The organism is Leptothrix sp. (in: b-proteobacteria) (genome assembly GCF_965250675.1).
In the GTDB taxonomy this organism is placed as follows: Bacteria; Pseudomonadota; Gammaproteobacteria; order Burkholderiales; family Burkholderiaceae_C; genus Sphaerotilus.
On the sequence record NZ_CBDFPH010000002.1, the window covers coordinates 250,858 to 269,955 of the forward strand.

Below are 19,098 nucleotides of genomic sequence, written 5' to 3' on the forward strand. Positions count from 1 at the left end.
CGGTTACACCCCCGCCAGCACCCGCAAATGCGCCGCCACGCTGCGCGCCAGCGCGCTCAGGCTGTAGCCGCCTTCCAGGCACGAGACGATGCGGCCCTTGCTGTGGCGCTCTGCCACGTCGACGATGCGCTGGGTGATCCAGGCGTAGTCGGCCTCGACCAGGCCGAGCTGGCCCAGGTCGTCTTCTCGGTGAGCATCGAAGCCGGCCGAGATGAAGATCATCTCGGGCTTGAAGCTGTCGAGCCGGGTCAGCCAGTTGGCCTCGATCAGCTCGCGGATTTCCATGCCGCGCGTGTAGGCGGGGATGGGCAGGTTGACCATGTTGTCGCCCAGCGGCACGCCGCCGCTGAAGGGGTAGAGCTGGTCCTGGAAGAAGCTCACCATCAGGATGCGCTCGTCACCAGCGACGATGTCCTCGGTGCCGTTGCCGTGGTGCACGTCGAAGTCGACGATGGCCACGCGCTTCAAGCCGCGCACATCAAGCGCGTGGCGCGCCGCGATCGCCACGTTGTTGTAGAAGCAGAAGCCCATCGCCTGGCTGCGCGTGGCATGGTGGCCGGGCGGGCGGATGGCGCAGAAGGCGTTGTCGACCACGCCGTCAATCACCGCGTCGGTGGCCGCCACGGCCGCACCAGCGGCGCGCAGCATGGCCTGGCGGGTGGCGGGGCAGACGGTGGTGTCGGGGTCGAGCGCGCGGCTGTGGCCGCTCTCGGCCGCCTGGCGCAGGAACTCGTCGAGCTCCAGCAGATACCCTTCGCTGTGCGCCAGCATCAGGTCGCTGTGCCGGGCCAGCGGCGGGTCAATGCGGGTCAGCGCAATGTCCAGGCCGGTGGCCAGCAGATGGTCCTCAATGGCGTCGAGCCGTTGCGGGCATTCGGGGTGGCCGGCGCCCATGTCGTGGCCGCGGCAGTCGGGGTGGGCGTAGTACGCAGTGCTCATCGTCTGAATCGCGCGGCTGCGGCAGCACGAAAGTGCCGCAGTCGCGGTTTGTCTCCACGGGTTTCAGTTATGTTCGCCATGATGACGCAAACCGCCCACGCTTCACTGACAAGCACCACCGCCCCTCTTGCCGCACCGCAAAGGCCGCTGCAGGCGACGCCTTCACAACCCACCTTGCAACCGTCGCTGCAACTGCAGTTGCAGCGCCTGCTGGCGCAAGTCGGCTCGGTGGTGGTGGGCAAGCCGGCGCAGATCCGCGACTGCGTCGCCTGCCTGCTGGCCGGCGGGCACCTGCTGATCGAAGACCTGCCCGGCGTCGGCAAGACCACGCTGGCGCACGCGCTGGCGGCCTCGCTCGGCCTGCGCTACGCCCGCGTGCAGTTCACCGCCGACCTGATGCCCAGCGACCTGATCGGCGCGAGCGTGTTCGACCGCCAGCGCGAGGCCTTCGTCTTCCACCCCGGCCCGGTGTTCGCGCAGGTGCTGCTGGCCGACGAGATCAACCGCGCCGGCCCGCGCACCCAGAGCGCGCTGCTCGAAGCCATGGAAGAGCACCAGGTCAGCGTCGACGGCCAGACCCATGCGCTGCCCGAGCCTTTTTTCGTCATCGCCACCCAGAACCCGGCCGAGCAGCTCGGCACCCACGCGCTGCCCGAGAGCCAGCTCGACCGCTTCCTGATGTGCCTGAGCCTGGGCTACCCCGACCCCGCCGCCGAGCGCGAGCTGCTCACCGGCGGCGACCGGCGCCAGACCATCCGCACCCTGACTGCCGTGCTGACTGCGGCCGAATTGCAGGCGCTGCAGGCTGCCGTGCTGCGCGTGCACGCCGCACCCGCGCTGCTGGACTACCTGCAGGCGCTGATCGCGGCCACGCGCTCGGGCACCTGGTTCGTGCACGGCCTGTCGCCGCGCGCCGGGCTGGCCTGGCTGCGGGCGGCGCGCGCGCGGGCCTTGCTGGACCAGCGCGAGCACGTCACGCCCGACGACCTGCAGGCCGTCGCGGTACCGGTGCTGGCGCATCGCCTGCAGCCGCGCGCAGGCGCCGGGCGCGGCCGCGCGGCGCAGGTGCTGGCGATGATCGAATCCGTCGGCCTGGTCTGATGCCGCAGTGGCTTCCGTGATGCCGTCGTATGCGTAAAGGCTGGTCCTACACGCCGCCGGACTTCTGGCAGGCCTGGTGGCTGCGCCGCCACCCGCGCTGCGCGACCTGGACGCTGACGCAGCGCCACCTCTACATCCTGCCCACCGGCGCGGGGGCGCTCTACGCCGTGCTGCTGGCGGCGCTGCTGCTGGGCTCGATCAACTACCAGCTCAACCTCGGCTACCTGCTGACGTTTGTGCTGACCGGCACCGGCGTGGTCGCGCTGCACGCCACCCATGCCACGCTGCAAGGCCTGCAGCTGAGTCTCGCGACCCCGCCGGACGCCGCCGCCAGCTTCGTCGGCCAGGCGCTGCCGGTGATGGTGGAGGTCACCGAGGCCGACCCACCCCGCCACGCCGTGGGCCGATTCACGCGCTGGCTGAGCGTCGGCCAGGGGCTGGGGCGTTTCGGCATCGGGCTGCGCTGGAAGAACATGGCGGGCGAGCCGGTCTGGCTCGACGTGCCGCCCGGCGCCAGCCGCCGTGCCGAGCTGATCCACCTGCCGCTGCAGCGCGGCCCGCAGGACGTGCCGGCGCTGCAGATCGAAACGCGCTTCCCGCTCGGGCTGTTTCGCGCCTGGTCGGTCTGGCGGCCCGACCTGCCGCTGCTGGCCTGGCCCGCGCCGGAGTGGGATGCGCCCGAGCTGGCACCACCGATGCCCGCCGATGCAGATTCACCCGAGGCCATCACATCCCCCCAGCCAGCCACCACGCACGACATGCCCGAGCCCGATGGAGTGCGCGCCTGGCGCCAAGGCGACGCGCCGCGCCAAGTGCTATGGCGCCTGTCCGCCCGCAGCCTCGACAGCGGCGGCCCGCTGCTGGTGCGCGACTGGTCGCTGCCGCCTGACGCCACCGGCCACCTGTCGCTGGACTGGCACGACACCGCCGACCTGCCCGACACCGAAGCCCGCCTGTCCCGCCTGTGCGCCTGGGTACTGCAGGCCGATCACCGCGAGCTGAGCTACGCACTGCAGCTGCCAGGCGTCCACCTGCCGCCCGCCGCCGGCGCCGCCCAGCGCCGCGCCGCGCTCGATGCGCTGGCACGTTGGGCCTTGTGAGGGCCATGCCATGACCGCCCTGCGCTGGCCGACCTTCGCCCGGTTCTCACCCGCCGGCCTGACCCGCGAGAGCCGCGACACGCTGCTGATCCTGGCCGTGCTGGGCTGGACGCTGCTGCCGCAACTGGGCGCCGTGCCGGCGTGGTGCGGCGCGCTGGCCTACGGCGCACTGGGCTGGCGCGGCTGGCTGGCGTGGCGCAGCCGGCCGCTGCCGCCGCGCTGGCTGCTGGCAGGCCTGCTGGTGGTGGCCTGCGTGCTGACGTGGCGCGAGCACCGCAGCCTGATCGGCCGCGATGCGGGCCTGAGCCTGCTGGTGCTGCTGGCCGCCCTCAAGACGCTGGAGCTGCGCGCCCGGCGCGATGCGCTGGTGGTGTTCTTCCTGGGCTTCTTCCTGGTGCTGGGCAGCTTTTTGCGCAGCCAGTCGCTCTGGACGGCGCTGGCGATGGCCGTATCGGTCTGGGGCCTGCTGGCCGCACTGCTGCTGGCGCACATGCCGGTGGGCCGGCCGCCGCTCCAGCGCATCGCCGCCCTGAGCGCGCGCCTGATGCTCGTGGGCCTGCCACTGGTGGTGGCGCTGTTTTTGTTCTTTCCCCGGCTGGCGCCGCTATGGGGCGTGCCGGGCGATGTGGGCGGGCGCACCGGCTTGTCCGACCAGATGCAGCTGGGCGACGTGGCCGAGCTGGCGCAGGACGACAGCGTGGCGCTGCGCGTGCGCTTCAGCGGCCCGGTGCCGCCGCCGCAGGCGCTCTACTTCCGCGGCCCGGTGCTGAGCGTGGCCGACGGCATGCGCTGGCGGGCCTGGCCGCGCCTGGGCAGCGCGCTGCCGGCACACATCAAGCCGCTGGGCATGCCAATCGACTACGAAATGACAGTCGAGCCCCTGCGCGTGGCCACGCTGCCGCTGCTGGAACTCACGCCCGCCGCGCCCACGGTCAGCAACCCGGCCGTGACGCTGCGTCGCCAGCCCGACCTGCAATGGACCAGCGACACCGGCCTGACCGAGCGGCTGCGCGTGCGCGCCCAGGCCTGGCCACAGTACCGCGCCGGGGTGGGCGACGTGGCGGCCACCGTGCTCTACCTCGACCTGCCGGCCGGCGCGCACCCGCGCACCCGGGCCTGGGCGCAGGCGTGGCGGCGCGATCTGAAGCTGGCGCCCACCGACACCGAAGGCGTGGTGGCCGCACTGCTGGCCCACATCGCGCACAGCCACTACATCTACACGCTGGCGCCGGGTGGCTACGGCGCGCAGGCGGTCGACGAGTTCTGGCTCGACCGGCGCGAGGGCTTCTGCGAGCACTACGCCAGCGCCTTCGTGGTGGTGCTGCGCGCCCTGGGCGTGCCGGCGCGCATCGTCACCGGCTACCAGGGCGGCCAGGTCAACCCGGTCGACGGCGTGCTGGAAGTGCGCCAGTCCGACGCCCACGCCTGGACCGAATACTGGACGCCGCAGCGCGGCTGGGTCCGCGCCGATCCCACCGCCGCCGTCGCCCCCGAGCGCATCCAGCGCGGCCAGCGCCTGACGCTGCCACCGGGCCTGATGGCCGGCACGCTCGGCCAGATGAGCCCGGCGTTGCTGCAGCAGGCCCAGGCCCTGCTGGCCCAGACCCGCGCACTGTGGGGCGCGCTGGACCACCAGTGGAACGAATGGGTGCTGGGCCACAACCGCCAGCGACAGCTGGATTGGCTGCGGCAACTCGGCTGGCCTGACGCCGATCTGGCGGATCTGACCCGAGGACTGGCCCTCGTGCTGGCCGCGCTGGCGCTGCTGGGCGCCGCCGCTGCCACGTGGCAGAGCCGCCGCACCGGTACGCGCGACCCGTGGCTGCGCGGCTATCGCCAGCTGCAGGCGCAACTCGTACGACGCGGCCTGCCCTGCCCCGCACACCAGCCACCGCGCAGCCTGGTCGCCGATCTGCGGGCGCGTTACGGCGAGCGGGCCGAAGCCGTGGCGCAGGCGCTGCTGGCACTGGAGGCCTGGCGGTATCAAAGCGGTGAGGCGTCGCGGGCCGAGCTGCGAGTGCTGATCCAATCGGCCCTGCGCGCCGTGCGCTCGCTGCCCAGGATGGCCGAGGGGACCGAGGCGACGACAATCCCGCGCCATGTCCCAAGCCACTCCGCACCCGCCCCCCGACCTGAACCTTGACGACGCACAGCGCGGCCTGCTGCACGCCATCGCGCTGGGCGCCACGCCGCGCCCGCGCACCTGGATGCTCGGCATGCTGGCCGAACTGGCCGTGCGCAACGAACGCGGTGTGCGCTACACCCAGGAGGCGGTGCGCGAGCTGATCAGCCAGCTCGCGCAGCTCGGCTGGATCAGCGAAGCCTCCGGCAAGCTCGGTTACTGGCAAGTCCACCCCGGCCGCTGGGCCGAGGTCTATGCCGACCTGCTGGCTGCACGACCGGCCGTCGTGCTGCGCGCGGCGCTGGCCGAGCAGGAGAGCTTCAGCGGCATGCTGACGCGGCGCGGCTACGACCACTTCAACACGCTGGACGCGGCCATCGCCATCACCCGGCTGGAGTTGCTGTGCGGCGCCGATGCCAGCAGCGTCGAGCGCCTGAAAAGCGCCTGCGGCTGGGGCATGGAATGGGGCCACGTGCTGGAACGCGCACTGCTGGACGTGATCGAGCCGCCGCTGTTCGCCCGCCTGCACCGCCACGTGCAGACCCTGGTGCTGAACATGGAGCTGGCGCAACTCAACCTCCACTGGCTGCAGAACACCGCGCTGCCGGTGACGGCGCTGGCGCAACAACGACTGGCCGGCCCAGGCGATGACGATCTCAGCACCACCACGCTGCGTGCGCTGTACGCCGAGCACCTGTCGCTGGCCGGCCGCTTTGACGACGCACAGGCCGCGCTGGCACCGCTGACCGGCCAGTTCGACGGTGGCGCACCCATGGCGCAGGCGCTGCGCGGCGTACAACTCAGCCGCGCCTGCCACTGGCCCGAGGCTCAAGCCGAATACGAAGCGGCGCTGGGGCGCTTGAAAAAAATAACCGAGCAGCGCAAGGGCCTGCTGCCGGTGCTGAGCGCCACGCCCTATGTGCAGGCGCTGATGGCGCAAGGCGATTCGGCGCCGCTGCAGCAGGCGCTCAAATACTGCCTGACCGAGAGCGGCAAGCGCCAGCCCAGCCCCGACAGCGCCTGGGGCCTGATGGCGCTGGCGCTGCAAATGCGCCTGGGCGAAGCGCGCCGCGACCTGACGCCCTTCCGCCCGCACAGCCGCACGCCCTACGTCATGACGCTGGACTACTGGCGCTGGCTGATGCGCGCCTGGCTGACCGAGCGCGGCGACGCCGACGACCTGTCCGCCCAGGTCAGCCCCGAGCAACTCAGCGCCTTCGAGGGCCTGCGCAAGCGCCTGGCCGGCGCCGGGCTGGACGATCTGGTCGCGCAACTGGACGCCGCGCTGGCCGTGGTGCAGCACCGGCCTGGCCCCGCAGGCTTCTTCGTGCCGCCGCCGCAGGAGAGCTGGCAGGTCGCGCTGGCGGCACTGGCCGCACTCGGCGGCGACGTCAGTGCCACGACGACCGGCAACCTGCCCGTGGCCGAGAGCCGGCTGTGGTGGCTGCTGCGCGTGAGCGACAGCGGCGCGCTGCGCGACATCACGCCGATGGAGCAGAAGCAAGGCCCGCGCGGCTGGGGCAAGACCAAGGCGGTGCCGCTGTCGCGCCTGGTCAAGACCGAAGCGCTGCCGGCCTGGGACGCCGCGGTGGCGCGCTGCATCCGCCAGAACACACCCGAGCGCACGCTGCGGCTGGACCTGGCCGCCGCTGCCGTCGCGCTGATCGGCCACCCCTGCGTTGCCTGGGACGACGCGCCCGAACTGGCGGTGACGCTGGTCGAGGCCAGCCCGGAGATCGAGGTGATCGAGCACGGCGAACACCTGCTGGTGCGGCTGCAGCCGGCGCCCCGCTTCGATGCGGCCGACAGCGACGACCACATCACACGCTGGCAGCAGCGCAGCAGCGCCGAGCTGAAAGAGGCCGAAGCGCTGCTCAACCTGACCCTGCTGCACGACGAGCCGCAGCGTGCCCGCCTGATCCGCCTGAGCCCGGCGCAGAAGCGCGTGGCGCAGTTGGTCGGCCACGGCCTGACGGTCCCCAAGGGCGCGGCCGGCCAGCTGCAGCCGGTGCTGCAAGGCCTGGGCGCGCACTTCCAGATTCATGCCGACGAGATCCGGGCCAGCCGCGAGGTGCCGCCCGACAGCCGCCTGCGCGCCGAACTCAGCCCCGACGGCGCCGGCGTGCTGCTGCGCCTGGTGGCCGCACCGCTGGGCGAAGACGGCCCGCGCCTCAACCCGGGCAGCGGCCGCAGCCGGCTGATCGCCGCCGTCAAGGGCGAAACGCTGGGCGTGCAGCGCGATCTAGCGGCTGAGGTCAGCCACCTGGACACCGTGCAGGACGCCTGCCCGATGCTGAGTCCGCTACCGCAAGGCCGGCCCGGCCAGATCGTGCCAGCCGTGTGGACGATCGAAAACCCTGACACCGCACTGGCGCTGCTGGAGCGGCTGCACAGCCTGAACGCGCTCAGCGGGCTCGATTGGCCCAAGGGCAAGTCGATCCGGGTCGAGAGCGCGGGCCTGAGCCAGCTCAGCGTGCAGGTGCAGTCCGGCAACGAATGGCTGGCGCTGCAGGGCGGCGTCAGCATCAACGAACAGCTGGTGTTCAGCCTGGGCCAGCTGCTGGACTGGAGCCAATCGAGCCAGAGCCGCTTCGTGCCGCTGGGCGAAGGGCGCTATCTGGCGCTGACAGAGGAACTGCGCGCGCGGCTGGACGACCTGGCCGCCGTGGCCGAGCCGGCGCCCAAGAGCCAGGTCGGCGGCCTGCGGCTGGCGGCGATTGCGGCCGGCTGGCTCGAAACCAGCCTGGCCGGCGCGCAGGTGCAGACCGATGCCGCGTTCCAGAACCGCATCGAGACCCTGATCCGCGCCCAGCACTGGCAGCCCAGACTGCCCGCCACGCTGCAGGCCGAGTTGCGGCCGTACCAGGAAGAAGGCTACCAATGGGCGATGCGGCTGGCCGAGGCCAATCTGGGCGCGGTGCTGGCCGACGACATGGGCCTGGGCAAGACGCTGCAGGCGCTGGCCGTGCTGCTGGAGCGCGCCGCAGGCGGCGCGGCGCTGGTGGTGGCGCCCACCTCATTGATCGGCAACTGGCAGGCCGAGGCGCGCCGCTTCGCACCCACGCTGCGGGTGCACGACTTTGCCGAGGGCGACCGCGACAGCGTCATCACGCAGGCGGGCGCGAGCGACGTGATCGTCGTGTCCTACCAGCTGCAGCAGATTCACGCCGAGGCGTTTGCCAAGCGGCGCTGGCACACGCTGGTGCTCGATGAGGCGCAGGCCATCAAGAACGCCGCCGCCAAGCGGAGCCAGGCCGCGTTCGAGCTGGGGGCGGATTTCCGGCTGGCGTTGTCGGGCACGCCGATCGAGAACCGGCTGTCGGAGCTGTGGTCGATCATGCGGGTCTGCAACCCCGGCCTGCTTGGCACGCTGGCGCAGTTCAACAGCCGCTTCGCCGTGCCGATCGAGCGCGACCGCCACCGCGGCGCGCAGCGCACGCTGCGCCGGCTGATCCAGCCCTTCATCCTGCGCCGCACCAAGTCCGAGGTGCTCGACGACCTGCCGCCGCGCACCGAACTGACGCTGCGCGTCTTGGGCAACGAGACCGAGCAGGCCCACTACGAAGCGCTGCGCCGCCAGGCCCTGCGCGACGCCGAACGCGCCATGAGCGGCGATGCGCCGGGCCAAGCGCACCTCAACGTGCTGGCGCAACTGACCAAGCTGCGCCGCGCCGCCTGCGACCCGCGCCTGGTCACGCCCGACCTGAAACAGCCCGGCGCCAAGGTCATGGCCTTTGCAGAACTGGCGCGCGAGCTGGTCGACAACGGCCACAAGGCGCTGGTGTTCAGCCAGTTCGTCGACTTCCTGGCACTGCTGCGCGAACCGCTCGACGCCGCCAGCATCGCCTACCAGTATCTGGACGGCAGCACGCCCACGGCCGAGCGCACCAAGCGCGTCGCCGCCTTCCAGGCTGGTGAGGGCGACCTGTTCCTGATCAGCCTGAAAGCCGGTGGCTTCGGCCTGAACCTGACGGTGGCCGACTACGTGGTGATTGCCGACCCGTGGTGGAACCCCGCCGCCGAAGACCAGGCCAGCGGCCGCGCCCACCGCATCGGCCAGCAGCGGCCCGTCACCGTCTACCGGCTGGTGAACCAGGGCACGCTCGAAGAAAAGATCGTCGCGCTGCACGCCGACAAGCGCGAGCTGGCCGACAGCGTGCTGGAAGGCACCGAATCCACCGCGCCGCTCAAGGCCGATGAGCTGATGGCGCTGATGCGGGCGGCGCCCGTGCACGGCGCGCAAGACTGAGCCGCCTTAGCTGGGACAATTGCCACATGCTTGCTTACAGACACGCCTTTCATGCCGGCAACCATGCCGATGTCCTCAAACACCTGGTCTTCACCCAGGTGCTGCGCTACATGGCGGAAAAGGACAAGCCCTACACCCTGGTCGACACCCATGCGGGCGCCGGCGCCTACAGCCTCGACACCAACCACGCGCGCAAGAATGCCGAGTTCACGCAGGGCGTCGGCCGCATCTGGGCGATGGCAGACCGGGGCCACCTGCCACCGGCGCTGGCCGACTACCTGTCGCTGGTCAGGCGCTTCAACCCGGACGGCAAGCTGCAGAACTACCCCGGCTCGCCCGCGCTGGCGCAGATGCTGATGCGCGCGGACGACCGCATGCGCATGTACGAGTTGCACACCACCGATCACCCGCTGCTCGAAGAGTTGCTGGGCCGGCGGCGCGACACCATGGTCAAGCTGGCTGACGGTTTTGGCGCGCTGCGCGCCGAGTTGCCGCCGCCGTCACGCCGGGGCGTGGTGCTGATCGACCCGTCGTATGAATTGAAGACCGACTACGGCAAGGTCATCACCTCGGTGCGCGAAGGGCTGGAGCGCTTTGCCGACGGCGTGATCCTGGTCTGGTATCCGGTGCTGCAGCGGCTTGAACCCAAGGAGATGGCCGAGCGCCTCAAGGCCACCGCGCTGGCGCAGGCCAAGCGCGGCTGGCTGCACGTGCGCATGAACGTGGCGCAGCCGGATGCGAGCGGCTTCGGCATGCTCGGCAGCGGCATGCTGGTGATCAACCCGCCGTATGTGCTCAAGCCCATGCTGGAGCAGGTCATGCCGGTGCTGACGAAGGCGCTGGGCCAGTACGACGGCGCCAACTTCGTGATCGAGCAGCAAGGCGGCTGAAACAGCCCCCCTGGATAACCTACAAAAAACGCGGCTCAAGGGCCGCGTTTTTTGTGGAGGCCGAGGCCTGACGATCAGCCGCGCAGTGCGTGCGTTTCGCTGGCCAGTTGGGTGATGCGCGCCCAGTCGCCCGACTTGATCGCGTCCGCCGGCGTCAGCCACGAGCCGCCGCACACCTTGACGTTGGGCAGGCTCAGGAACTGAGGCGCAGTCTCCAGCGTGATGCCGCCGGTGGGGCAGAACACCACGTCGTGGAAGGGGCTGGCAAAGGCCTTCAGTAGCGTCGCGCCGCCCACGGCCGTGGCCGGGAACAGCTTCAGGAAGGTGTAGCCGTCGGCGTTGGCCATCATGACTTCGCTGGCGGTCGACACGCCCGGCAGCAGCGGCAGGCCGATGTCCTTGCAGGCCAGGCCGATCTCGCTGGTGTAGCCCGGGCTGACCGCAAATTTGCAGCCCAGCGCCTTGACGGCCTTGGCATCGGCGACCGAGCGGATGGTGCCGGCGCCGACGATGGCCTCGGGCACCTCGGCAATCATGGCCTCGATGGCCTTGAGCGCGGCCGGCGTGCGCAGCGTCACTTCCAGCACGCGCACGCCACCGGCGACCAGGGCGCGGGCCAGCGGCACGGCGTCTTCGACGCGGTCGATGACGATGACGGGAATGACGGGGCCGTAGCTGGCGAGTTCGAGCGTGTTCATGTTCAGGGTTCCTTGTTCAGTGGCGGGCGCGATCACAAGCAGGCATTTACAGCCAGGTGATGGCGCCTTCTTCGGCCGTCAGCACATGGCGGCGCATGCCGCCGAAGAGTTCGCGGCCCAGGCCGTGGTTGGCGTCGTCGGCGAGCGCGGCGGTGCGGTGCGCGATGTCACGCGCGGCCCATTCGTCAGCGGCGACCAGGGCATCCAGCGTGCCGGCTACGGCATCGAGCCGCACCACATCGCCGGTGCGCACCTTGCCGAGCGGGCCACCGCCCAGCACTTCGGGGCTGACGTGAATGGCGGCAGGCACCTTGCCCGAGGCGCCGCTCATGCGGCCATCAGTGACCAGCGCGACGCGGAAGCCGCGGTCCTGCAGCACGGCCAGCGGCGGCGTGAGCTTGTGCAGCTCGGGCATGCCGTTGGCCTTGGGGCCCTGGAAGCGCACGACGGCGATGAAGTCACGCTCCAGCTCGCCAGCCTTGAAGGCGACGTGCAACTCGTCCTGGCTGTCGAAGACGATGGCGGGGGCTTCGATGATGTGGCGGTCTTCGGGCACGGCGCTGACCTTCATCACGCCGCGGCCGAGGTTGCCGGCCAGCAACTTGAGGCCGCCGGTGGCGCTGAAAGGCGCGTCGGCCTTGCGGACGATGGCGTCGTCGCCGGATTCGGCCGGCAGGGGCGCCCAGGCGAGCGTGCCGTCGGCCGTGCGGTGTGGCAGCGTGCCGTAGGCGGCCATGCCGCCGTCGGCCACGGTCATCACGTCGCCGTGCAGGCAGCCGGAATCGAGCAGTTCGCGCAGCACGAAGCCGGGGCCGCCTGCGGCCTGGAACTGGTTCACGTCGGCCTTGCCGTTCGGGTAGACGCGCGCCAGCAACGGCACGCAGGACGACAGCTCGGAGAAGTCGGTCCAGTCGATCACGATGCCGGCCGAACGCGCTACTGCGACCCAGTGGATCAGGTGGTTGGTCGAGCCGCCGGTGGCCAGCAGCGCGATCATGGCGTTGACGATGCAGCGCTCGTCGACCAGCTCGCCGATGGGCGTGTAGCGCTGGCCTTGGCGCAGGCTCAGCACCTGGCGCACGGCGGCACGGGTGAGCGCCTCGCGCAGGTCGGCGTGCGGGTGGACGAAAGCCGAGCCGGGCACGTGCAGGCCCATGGCTTCGAGCAGCATCTGGTTGCTGTTGGCAGTGCCGTAGAAGGTGCAGGTGCCGGCGCCGTGATAGGCGGCGGACTCGGCTTCGAGCAGCTTGTCGCGGCCGACCAGGCCTTGGGCAAATTGCTCGCGCACCTTGGATTTTTCGGTGTTGGACAGGCCGGTGCTCATGGGGCCGGCGGGCACGAACACCATCGGCAGGTGGCCGAAGTGCAGCGCGCCGATCAGCAGGCCGGGCACGATCTTGTCGCACACGCCCAGCAGCAGGGCGGCGTCGAAGACGTCGTGCGTCAGGCCCACGGCGGTGGCCATGGCGATGGTGTCGCGCGAGAACAGGCTCAGCTCCATGCCGGGCAGGCCTTGCGTGACGCCGTCGCACATCGCCGGCACGCCGCCGGCGACCTGCACGGTGGCGCCGTGCTTGTGGGCCTCGTCGCGGATCACGGCCGGGTAGCCCTCATACGGCTGATGCGCCGACAGCATGTCGTTGTAGGCGGTGATGATGCCGATGTTGGGCGCCTTCTCGGCCACGACGCGGAACTTGTCCGCGCCGGGCAGCGCCGCAAAGGCGTGGGCGACGTTGGCGCAGCCCATGCGGTCGGCGCCGCGCGGGCGGGCTCCGGTGGCGCGCGTGCGCGCAAGGTAGGCCTCACGCAGCTTGCTGCTGCGTTCACGGATGCGCTGGGTGATGTCGGCGATCTGAGACTTCATGGCTCTTTGCGGTTAGGCGGTCACGGGAGTCAGTGCAGGCCTGGCGGCTGCACCATGAAACCGAAAAATCGATTAGAGCGTAACTAAGTTACAGCGTCAAATCAAGCCTGCGCCAAGCCGTCGGCCACCATCTGTCGCGCCAGGGCCATGTCGGATTCGGTGTCGAGGTCGAGCAGCGCGCCAGGGTCGTCAACCTCGACGCCACAAGCGGGGTAGCGCGCGATCAGGCGCCGCGCGCCCTCGTCGCCGCTCAGGGTGACGAGTTCGCTGTAGAGCTCGGCCGCAAACCCCACCGGATGGCCGCGCCGGCCCCGGTGCTGCGCGTAGGCCACCGGATGCTGCTTCATGGCGGCCATGACCCTGAGCAGTGTCTTGGCCTGCACCAGCGGCATGTCGCCGGGCAGCACCAGCCAGCCCTCGGCCTGCGGCCGGGCGGCCACGCCGGTGGCAATGGAGTAGCCCATGCCGAGTGGCTCGGTACTGCGTGAGCCCACCGGCGGCAGCAGCACGATGTCGCGCGAGGCCACCACGTCCTGCGTCAGGGGCGCCAGCGCGGCGGTCGTCACCACCACGAGCGGCAAGCCGGTGGCCAGCACCCGCCCGAGCGTGCGCGCCAGCACGCTGGTGTCGCCAATGACCTGCTCCAGCTTGTGGCCCTCGCCCTCGAACCGCGAGCCACGCCCTGCTGCCAGCACGATCACGACGGGGCCGTTGCGCTCGACCCGCGTGTCGGATATCCGTCCCATTGAAATTGTCTTTGCTGTCACTTTTGTTCTCGTCGTCAGGGTCGCGGTGATGGCCATCGACACCTTGATGGGAGCGCACAAGCGCCGCCGCCGAAAGTGGTGGCTTCACTTAAGGATTACTGCGTAGCAAGCTCCGGGCGCATCGGGTCGCTTCCTATACTGGAGCCATGAAAAACATCGCTGATCTGCGCAAGAGTTACGAAGCCGGCGAACTCGACGAAGCCAGCGCAGCCGGGGTGCCGCTGCAGCAGTTCGAGGCCTGGCTGCACGAGGCCATCGCTGCCGACGTGCCCGAGCCCAACGCCATGACGGTGGCCACCGTCGACGAGCAAGGCCGTCCGTCGACCCGCATCGTGCTCATCAAGGGCTATGACGAGCGCGGCATCGTCTGGTACACCAACTACGACAGCCGCAAGGGCCACGAACTGGCCGGCAACCCTTATGCGGCGCTGCAGTTCCACTGGGTGGAGCTGGAACGGGTGGTGCGCATCGAAGGCCGGGTCGAGAAGGTCAGCGCCGAGGAGTCGGACGCCTACTACGCCTCGCGCCCGCTCGATTCGCGCCTGGGCGCCTGGGCCTCGCCGCAGAGCCAGGTCATCGCTTCACGCACCGTGCTGGTCACCAACGCCGCTAAGGTGGCGATGCAGCACGGCCTGAACCCACCGCGCCCGCCGCACTGGGGCGGCTTCCGGCTGGTGCCGGAGCGCTGGGAGTTCTGGCAGGGCCGCAAGTCGCGGCTGCATGACCGGCTGGTCTACCGCCAGGAAGAGGGTCACTGGCTGCGCGAACGACTCGCGCCCTGAGCACAGAGATCAGGCCTTGCGATGGGCCGCAAACACCTCGTGGAACTTGGCCAGCTTGGGCGCGATGACGTAGGCGCAATAGCCCTGGCGCGGGTGCAGTTCGTAGTAGTTCTGGTGGTAGCCCTCGGCCGGCCAGTAGTTGCGGCGCTGCACCACCTCGGTCACCAGCGGCCTGGGGACCCAGCCGGCCGCCGCTTGTGCCATCACCTGCTGGGCGGTTTCAGCCTGCCCGGGCGTGTGCCAGTAGACGCCTGAGCGGTACTGCGTGCCAGCGTCCGCGCCCTGGCGGTTGAGCGTGGTCGGGTCGTGCATGACGAAGAAGATGCGCAGCAGGTCGGCCAGGCTGATGCGCTGCGGGTCGAACGTGAGTTGCACCACCTCGGCGTGGCCGGTGTCGCCGGTGCAGATCTGCTCGTAGCTGGGGCGGACGGTCTCGCCATTGCAATAGCCGCTCTCGACGGCCAGCACGCCCTCGACCTGCAGGAACACGGCCTCGGTGCACCAGAAGCAGCCGCCGCCCAGGGTGATCTGTTCGGTGGGCGGGGTGGAGGCGGGGGTGGAATCGGGCATGAAGTACTCCGGTGCAGGCTGAGGTTGGCAGGCTTGAATCGGCTCGATTATTGGTCAGCCCTGCCATCCGCCCGAGAAGCCCGACGACGAGAATGGTCGGCCGTTCACCCCCTGCCCGCCCGATGCTCGCTACCTGGAAACCTGTTCTTTCTGCCCTGGTGCAACCGCCGGGAAGTCTGTTGCTGCTGGTGCTGCTGGGCCTGGTGCTGATGGGGCATCGGCAGCGCTTTTATCGTCGCATGGGCACCGGGCTGATCGGCGCCAGCACCTTGCTGCTGTGGCTGATCTGCTGCAACGGCACCGCGCGCTGGCTGCAGGATGACGTGCTGAACGTGCCACCCGCGCTCACGGCCGCCCAGTTGCAGCCCTTGATCGATTCAAGGTCGGCAGCCGGTGACACCGCCATCGTCGTGCTGGGGGGCGGGCGACACACGCTGGCGGCGGAATACGGCCAGTCCAACCTGACGCACAACTCGCTGCTGCGGCTACGCTACGGCATCTGGCTCGCCCGCCGCACCGGCCTGCCGCTGGCCTACAGCGGTGGCGTCGGCTGGGCGCAGCAAGGCGGGCCATCCGAGGCCGAGGTAGCCGCTCGCATCGCCCGCGAGGACTGGGGCACGCCCATCCGCTGGCTGGAATCGACCTCACGCGACACGCGCGAGAACGCCAACCTGACAGTGCCGATGCTGCATGCAGCGGGCATACGCAACATCGTGCTGGTGACGCATGCGTCGCACATGCCGCGCGCGCTGAAGATGTTCGAGCAGGCCGCACAAAAAGGACAGAGGGGCCAGATCGAGTTGATCGCCGCGCCGCTGGGCTTTGTGACGCGGGAAGACCGTCCGCTGCTGGACTGGCTGCCGTCGGCCTCGGGTTATCAGCAGGTGCATGCGCTGCTGCATGAGCTGATCGGCCTGGCCGTGGGCACCTGACCAAGACCCAAACACTCAAGGCACAAAAGCGAAACCCGCCCGGAACTTGACGTTGCCGGGCGGGCGGGGGACCTTGAATGGTCACCATTCGGGACTCCGGAGATATCAAGTCCGGGGTCCCTTCCGCGCAGAGACTGCGTGGAGTGCAATACCTGTATTCATCACAGGCAAACGGAGATTAAGCCTGTGCAGGCACTGCAGCCAATTCGATCTGTCAATCACCGCGTGCGTTGCGATCGACAGATTTGATCCCTGCGGCTCAGCCGCGCCCAGGCTGAAGGCGCGACCACAGCGCCTCCATGCGGGCAGTCACGACCGCGTCCATCTCGATGGTGCGGCCCCACTCGCGGCTGGTTTCACCCGGCCACTTGTTGGTGGCGTCCAGCCCCATCTTGCCGCCCAGGCCCGAGACCGGCGAGGCGAAGTCGAGATAGTCGATCGGCGTGCTCTCCACCAGCGTGGTGTCGCGCACCGGATCCATGCGGGTGGTGATGGCCCAGATCACTTCCTGCCAGCTGCGGATGTCCACGTCGTCATCCACCACCACGATGAACTTGGTGTACATGAACTGGCGCAGGAAGCTCCACAGACCGAACATCAGCCGCTTGGCGTGGCCGGGGTAGCTCTTCTTGATGCTGATGACCGCCATGCGGTAGCTGCAGCCTTCGGGCGGCAGGTAGAAGTCGACGATCTCGGGAAACTGCTTGCGCAGGATCGGCACGAACACCTCGTTGAGCGCCACGCCCAGGATGGCTGGCTCGTCCGGCGGCTTGCCGGTGTAGGTGGAGTGGTAGATCGGGTCCGGGCGCATCGTGATGCGGCTGATCTCGAAGACCGGGAACCAGTCCTGCTCGTTGTAATAGCCGGTGTGGTCACCGTATGGGCCTTCCAGCGCGTGCAGGTAGCCGCCCTTTTCCTTGATCGGAATGCCGTGCTCGCTGCGGCCCTCGAAACCCGGCTCGGCCACCGGGATATGGCCTTCGAGCACGATCTCGGCGCTGGCAGGCACCTGCAGCATCAGGCCATCAACGCCCACGCCGCTCTCGGCCAGTTCGGTGCGCCCACCGCGCAGCAGACCGGCAAACTGGTACTCGGACAAGCTGTCCGGCACCGGCGTGACGGCGCCCAGGATCGTGGCCGGGTCAGCGCCCAGCGCCACCGCGATCGGAAACGGCTGGCCTGGCTTGGCGAGCGCGAAGTCGCGGAAATCCAACGCCCCGCCGCGGTGCGCCAGCCAGCGCATGATGGTCTGGCGCGGCCCGATCACCTGCTGGCGGTAGATGCCCAGGTTCTGGCGCGTGCGCGGCCGCACGCCGCCTTGCGGGCCGCGCGTGATCACCAGGCCCCAGGTGATCAGCGGCGCGACGTCACCCGGCCAGCAGTGCTGCACCGGCAGCGCGGCCAGGTCGATCTCGGCGCCCTGCAGCACCACCTCCTGGCAAGCCGGGCGGCGCACCACCGAGGGCTTCATGTCCCACAGCGTGCGCGCCAGCTGGATCAGGCGGCCCGCGTCTTTCAGGCCACGCGGCGGCTCGGGCTCCTTCAGGCTGGCCAGCAGTTCGCCGATTTCGCGCAGCGCGCTCACGTCGCTCGCCCCCATGCCCAGCGCCACGCGCTGGGGCGTGCCAAAGAGGTTGGTCAGCGCCGGCATGCGGAATTTGCGACCGGCATTCACCGGCTGCTCGAACAGCAAGGCCGGCCCGCCGGTGCGCAGGGCGCGGTCGGACAAGGCCGTCATTTCAAGGTGCGTGGAAACCGGTTCTGCCACTTTGAGCAGCTCGCCGCGCAGCTCAAGCTGCTTCAGGAAATCGCGTAGGTCACGGTACTTCATCACAATTTGGTATATGAATTCAAGTTCTTAAGATTGACTGGTAATTTTGAAGGTGCTTAAAATCCGCTCGCTTTAGAGCAGAAGCATCTCTCCGAAAGCCATTTCTGCTTTCCACCCGTGGGCACAAAGCCCCTTCCGCTCCCGTTACAGCACTGAATTCAGCCCCCACATGGCGACAGACCATGGGGCATTGGTAACGGGATTATCGAGGTGTCGGCATCGGTCACAGACCGGGTTCGACCAGACACCTGGCCTGAACTTGAAAGGAGTGTCATGCACACATTCCGATCGTGGACGCACCTGAGATCCGCCGTGGCGGCCTCGACACGCGTCTTCATCGCAGACCTTGCCCGTGGTCTTTTGGCAGTCAGCCACAACAGCTTAGCCGTCCTTGGATTAGCGGTATTGAGCGCGGCTTTTGTATTGGGTGGCCGCGCCGACGTGCGCAGCAACCTGGAAGAACACGCTCTCGACTGGCTGCTGGAGCGCCAGGAAGTCCGCAGCAGCGCCGAGTTGAGCGCAGACATCGAACTGGGCATCATCGAAAGTGACCTGAACGCCGTGGCACGCGCCACCGCCACCGATCCGAAAGAACTGAACCGGCAGCAGGGCTCGGTCGCCTTGTGGCTGGCGCGCCGCTACCGGGTGGCACCTGAGCCGGTCAGCCGACTGGTCCAGGAAGCCTGGACGCTGGGCCACCGCGTGGGCCTGGAGCCGACGCTGATCCTGGCCATCATGGCCATCGAATCGAGCTTCAACCCGTTCGCGCAAAGCTCGGTAGGCGCGCAAGGGCTGATGCAGGTGCTCACCCGCGTGCATGACGACAAATACGAAGCCTTCGGCGGCAACCATGCTGCGTTCGATCCGCTGACCAACCTGCGTGTGGGCGTGCAAGTACTGAAGGACTGCATCGAGCGCGCCGGCTCGGTCGAAGGTGGTCTGCGCTCCTACGTCGGCGCTGCCAACCTTGCAGACGACGGTGGCTATGCCTTCAAGGTGCTGGCCGAGCAGGAATTCATGCAGCAACTGCTGCGCGGCCGGGCCGTACCGACCACGGCACGTCTGCCCGTGCCGCCGGTCGCCCCCGCAGCACCACTGGCCAGCACCGACAGCGGCAACCCGACGCTGCCGACGCCAGCACCTGTGCTCACCCCAGCGCCCCGCACGGCACCTGATGCCGGCAAGGCACCGCGCCGCAACACCTCCAGCAACAAGGCCGAGCGCCTGGCACTGGCACCCTGAGGCCCAACCCG

The 19,098-nt window shown here is 69.5% G+C and carries 14 protein-coding genes; 8 read left to right on the top strand and 6 right to left on the bottom strand.

What is annotated here, in order from left to right:
• Positions 1-3: 3 nt before the first annotated feature.
• The gene (locus tag AC5IG3_RS05280; protein WP_491905256.1) at positions 4-939 is read right to left on the bottom strand and encodes a histone deacetylase family protein; all 936 of its coding nucleotides are present in this window, start codon (positions 937-939) and stop codon (positions 4-6) included.
• Positions 940-1,008: 69 nt separating this feature from the next.
• Here AC5IG3_RS05280 and AC5IG3_RS05285 point away from each other — a divergent pair, with 69 nt between their 5' ends.
• Genes AC5IG3_RS05285 through AC5IG3_RS05305 form a run of 5 tightly spaced genes read left to right on the top strand, consistent with a single transcriptional unit; the run spans position 1,009 to position 10,401 of the window.
• Positions 1,009-2,040, top strand: coding sequence for an AAA family ATPase (locus AC5IG3_RS05285; RefSeq protein WP_491905257.1), 1,032 nt, complete (start codon positions 1,009-1,011; stop codon positions 2,038-2,040).
• A gap of 29 nt (positions 2,041-2,069) precedes the next feature.
• The gene (locus AC5IG3_RS05290) at positions 2,070-3,140 is read left to right on the top strand and encodes a DUF58 domain-containing protein (protein ID WP_491905258.1); all 1,071 of its coding nucleotides are present in this window, start codon (positions 2,070-2,072) and stop codon (positions 3,138-3,140) included.
• Positions 3,141-3,150: 10 nt separating this feature from the next.
• Positions 3,151-5,283 carry a transglutaminase TgpA family protein gene (locus tag AC5IG3_RS05295; protein WP_491905259.1) on the top strand — a complete coding sequence of 711 codons (2,133 nt, stop codon included), beginning with the start codon at positions 3,151-3,153 and terminating at the stop codon, positions 5,281-5,283.
• Positions 5,240-9,511, top strand: a complete 4,272-nt coding sequence (locus tag AC5IG3_RS05300; protein WP_491905260.1) for an SNF2-related protein — start codon at positions 5,240-5,242, stop codon at positions 9,509-9,511. Before AC5IG3_RS05295 ends, AC5IG3_RS05300 begins: the two co-directional genes overlap by 44 nt.
• 26 nt (positions 9,512-9,537) lie before the next feature.
• A complete protein-coding gene (locus tag AC5IG3_RS05305) occupies positions 9,538-10,401 on the top strand; it encodes a 23S rRNA (adenine(2030)-N(6))-methyltransferase RlmJ (RefSeq protein WP_491905261.1) in 864 nt (287 codons plus the stop codon).
• Between the two features lie 74 nt (positions 10,402-10,475).
• On the opposite strand, the gene eda is transcribed toward AC5IG3_RS05305, so the two are convergent.
• From eda to AC5IG3_RS05320, 3 genes are all read right to left on the bottom strand, one after another.
• Positions 10,476-11,099 carry a bifunctional 4-hydroxy-2-oxoglutarate aldolase/2-dehydro-3-deoxy-phosphogluconate aldolase gene (gene eda / locus AC5IG3_RS05310; RefSeq protein WP_491905262.1) on the bottom strand — a complete coding sequence of 208 codons (624 nt, stop codon included), beginning with the start codon at positions 11,097-11,099 and terminating at the stop codon, positions 10,476-10,478.
• A gap of 46 nt (positions 11,100-11,145) precedes the next feature.
• Positions 11,146-12,963 carry a phosphogluconate dehydratase gene (edd, locus tag AC5IG3_RS05315; RefSeq protein ID WP_491905263.1) on the bottom strand — a complete coding sequence of 606 codons (1,818 nt, stop codon included), beginning with the start codon at positions 12,961-12,963 and terminating at the stop codon, positions 11,146-11,148.
• Between the two features lie 101 nt (positions 12,964-13,064).
• Positions 13,065-13,709, bottom strand: a complete 645-nt coding sequence (locus tag AC5IG3_RS05320; RefSeq protein ID WP_491905264.1) for a nucleotidyltransferase family protein — start codon at positions 13,707-13,709, stop codon at positions 13,065-13,067.
• A 167-nt stretch (positions 13,710-13,876) separates the two neighbouring features.
• On the opposite strand from AC5IG3_RS05320, the gene pdxH reads away from it, so the two are divergent.
• The gene (gene pdxH, locus AC5IG3_RS05325; protein WP_491905265.1) at positions 13,877-14,512 is read left to right on the top strand and encodes a pyridoxamine 5'-phosphate oxidase; all 636 of its coding nucleotides are present in this window, start codon (positions 13,877-13,879) and stop codon (positions 14,510-14,512) included.
• A gap of 9 nt (positions 14,513-14,521) precedes the next feature.
• Here the strand turns inward: pdxH and msrA are convergent, their stop codons facing one another.
• On the bottom strand, positions 14,522-15,082 hold the full coding sequence (gene msrA / locus AC5IG3_RS05330) for a peptide-methionine (S)-S-oxide reductase MsrA (protein WP_491905266.1): 561 nt from the start codon (positions 15,080-15,082) through the stop codon (positions 14,522-14,524).
• Positions 15,083-15,270: 188 nt separating this feature from the next.
• Here msrA and AC5IG3_RS05335 point away from each other — a divergent pair, with 188 nt between their 5' ends.
• On the top strand, positions 15,271-16,014 hold the full coding sequence (locus AC5IG3_RS05335) for a YdcF family protein (RefSeq protein ID WP_491905290.1): 744 nt from the start codon (positions 15,271-15,273) through the stop codon (positions 16,012-16,014).
• 259 nt (positions 16,015-16,273) lie between these two features.
• On the opposite strand, the gene AC5IG3_RS05340 is transcribed toward AC5IG3_RS05335, so the two are convergent.
• Positions 16,274-17,845 carry a UbiD family decarboxylase domain-containing protein gene (locus AC5IG3_RS05340; protein ID WP_491905267.1) on the bottom strand — a complete coding sequence of 524 codons (1,572 nt, stop codon included), beginning with the start codon at positions 17,843-17,845 and terminating at the stop codon, positions 16,274-16,276.
• 273 nt (positions 17,846-18,118) lie between these two features.
• Here AC5IG3_RS05340 and AC5IG3_RS05345 point away from each other — a divergent pair, with 273 nt between their 5' ends.
• Positions 18,119-19,087, top strand: a complete 969-nt coding sequence (locus tag AC5IG3_RS05345; RefSeq protein WP_491905268.1) for a lytic transglycosylase domain-containing protein — start codon at positions 18,119-18,121, stop codon at positions 19,085-19,087.
• The last annotated feature ends 11 nt before the right edge of the window (positions 19,088-19,098 follow it).

What these genes read in the sequence shown, in the direction of transcription:
- AC5IG3_RS05280 (WP_491905256.1), bottom strand. Translation starts at nt 939, where the DNA reads ATGAGCACTGCGTACTACGCCCACCCCGACTGCCGCGGCCACGACATG.
- AC5IG3_RS05285 (WP_491905257.1), top strand. Translation starts at nt 1,009, where the DNA reads ATGTTCGCCATGATGACGCAAACCGCCCACGCTTCACTGACAAGCACC.
- AC5IG3_RS05290 (WP_491905258.1), top strand. Translation starts at nt 2,070, where the DNA reads ATGCGTAAAGGCTGGTCCTACACGCCGCCGGACTTCTGGCAGGCCTGG.
- AC5IG3_RS05295 (WP_491905259.1), top strand. Translation starts at nt 3,151, where the DNA reads ATGACCGCCCTGCGCTGGCCGACCTTCGCCCGGTTCTCACCCGCCGGC.
- AC5IG3_RS05300 (WP_491905260.1), top strand. Translation starts at nt 5,240, where the DNA reads ATGTCCCAAGCCACTCCGCACCCGCCCCCCGACCTGAACCTTGACGAC.
- AC5IG3_RS05305 (WP_491905261.1), top strand. Translation starts at nt 9,538, where the DNA reads ATGCTTGCTTACAGACACGCCTTTCATGCCGGCAACCATGCCGATGTC.
- eda (WP_491905262.1), bottom strand. Translation starts at nt 11,099, where the DNA reads ATGAACACGCTCGAACTCGCCAGCTACGGCCCCGTCATTCCCGTCATC.
- edd (WP_491905263.1), bottom strand. Translation starts at nt 12,963, where the DNA reads ATGAAGTCTCAGATCGCCGACATCACCCAGCGCATCCGTGAACGCAGC.
- AC5IG3_RS05320 (WP_491905264.1), bottom strand. Translation starts at nt 13,709, where the DNA reads ATGGGACGGATATCCGACACGCGGGTCGAGCGCAACGGCCCCGTCGTG.
- pdxH (WP_491905265.1), top strand. Translation starts at nt 13,877, where the DNA reads ATGAAAAACATCGCTGATCTGCGCAAGAGTTACGAAGCCGGCGAACTC.
- msrA (WP_491905266.1), bottom strand. Translation starts at nt 15,082, where the DNA reads ATGCCCGATTCCACCCCCGCCTCCACCCCGCCCACCGAACAGATCACC.
- AC5IG3_RS05340 (WP_491905267.1), bottom strand. Translation starts at nt 17,845, where the DNA reads ATGAAGTACCGTGACCTACGCGATTTCCTGAAGCAGCTTGAGCTGCGC.
- AC5IG3_RS05345 (WP_491905268.1), top strand. Translation starts at nt 18,119, where the DNA reads ATGCACACATTCCGATCGTGGACGCACCTGAGATCCGCCGTGGCGGCC.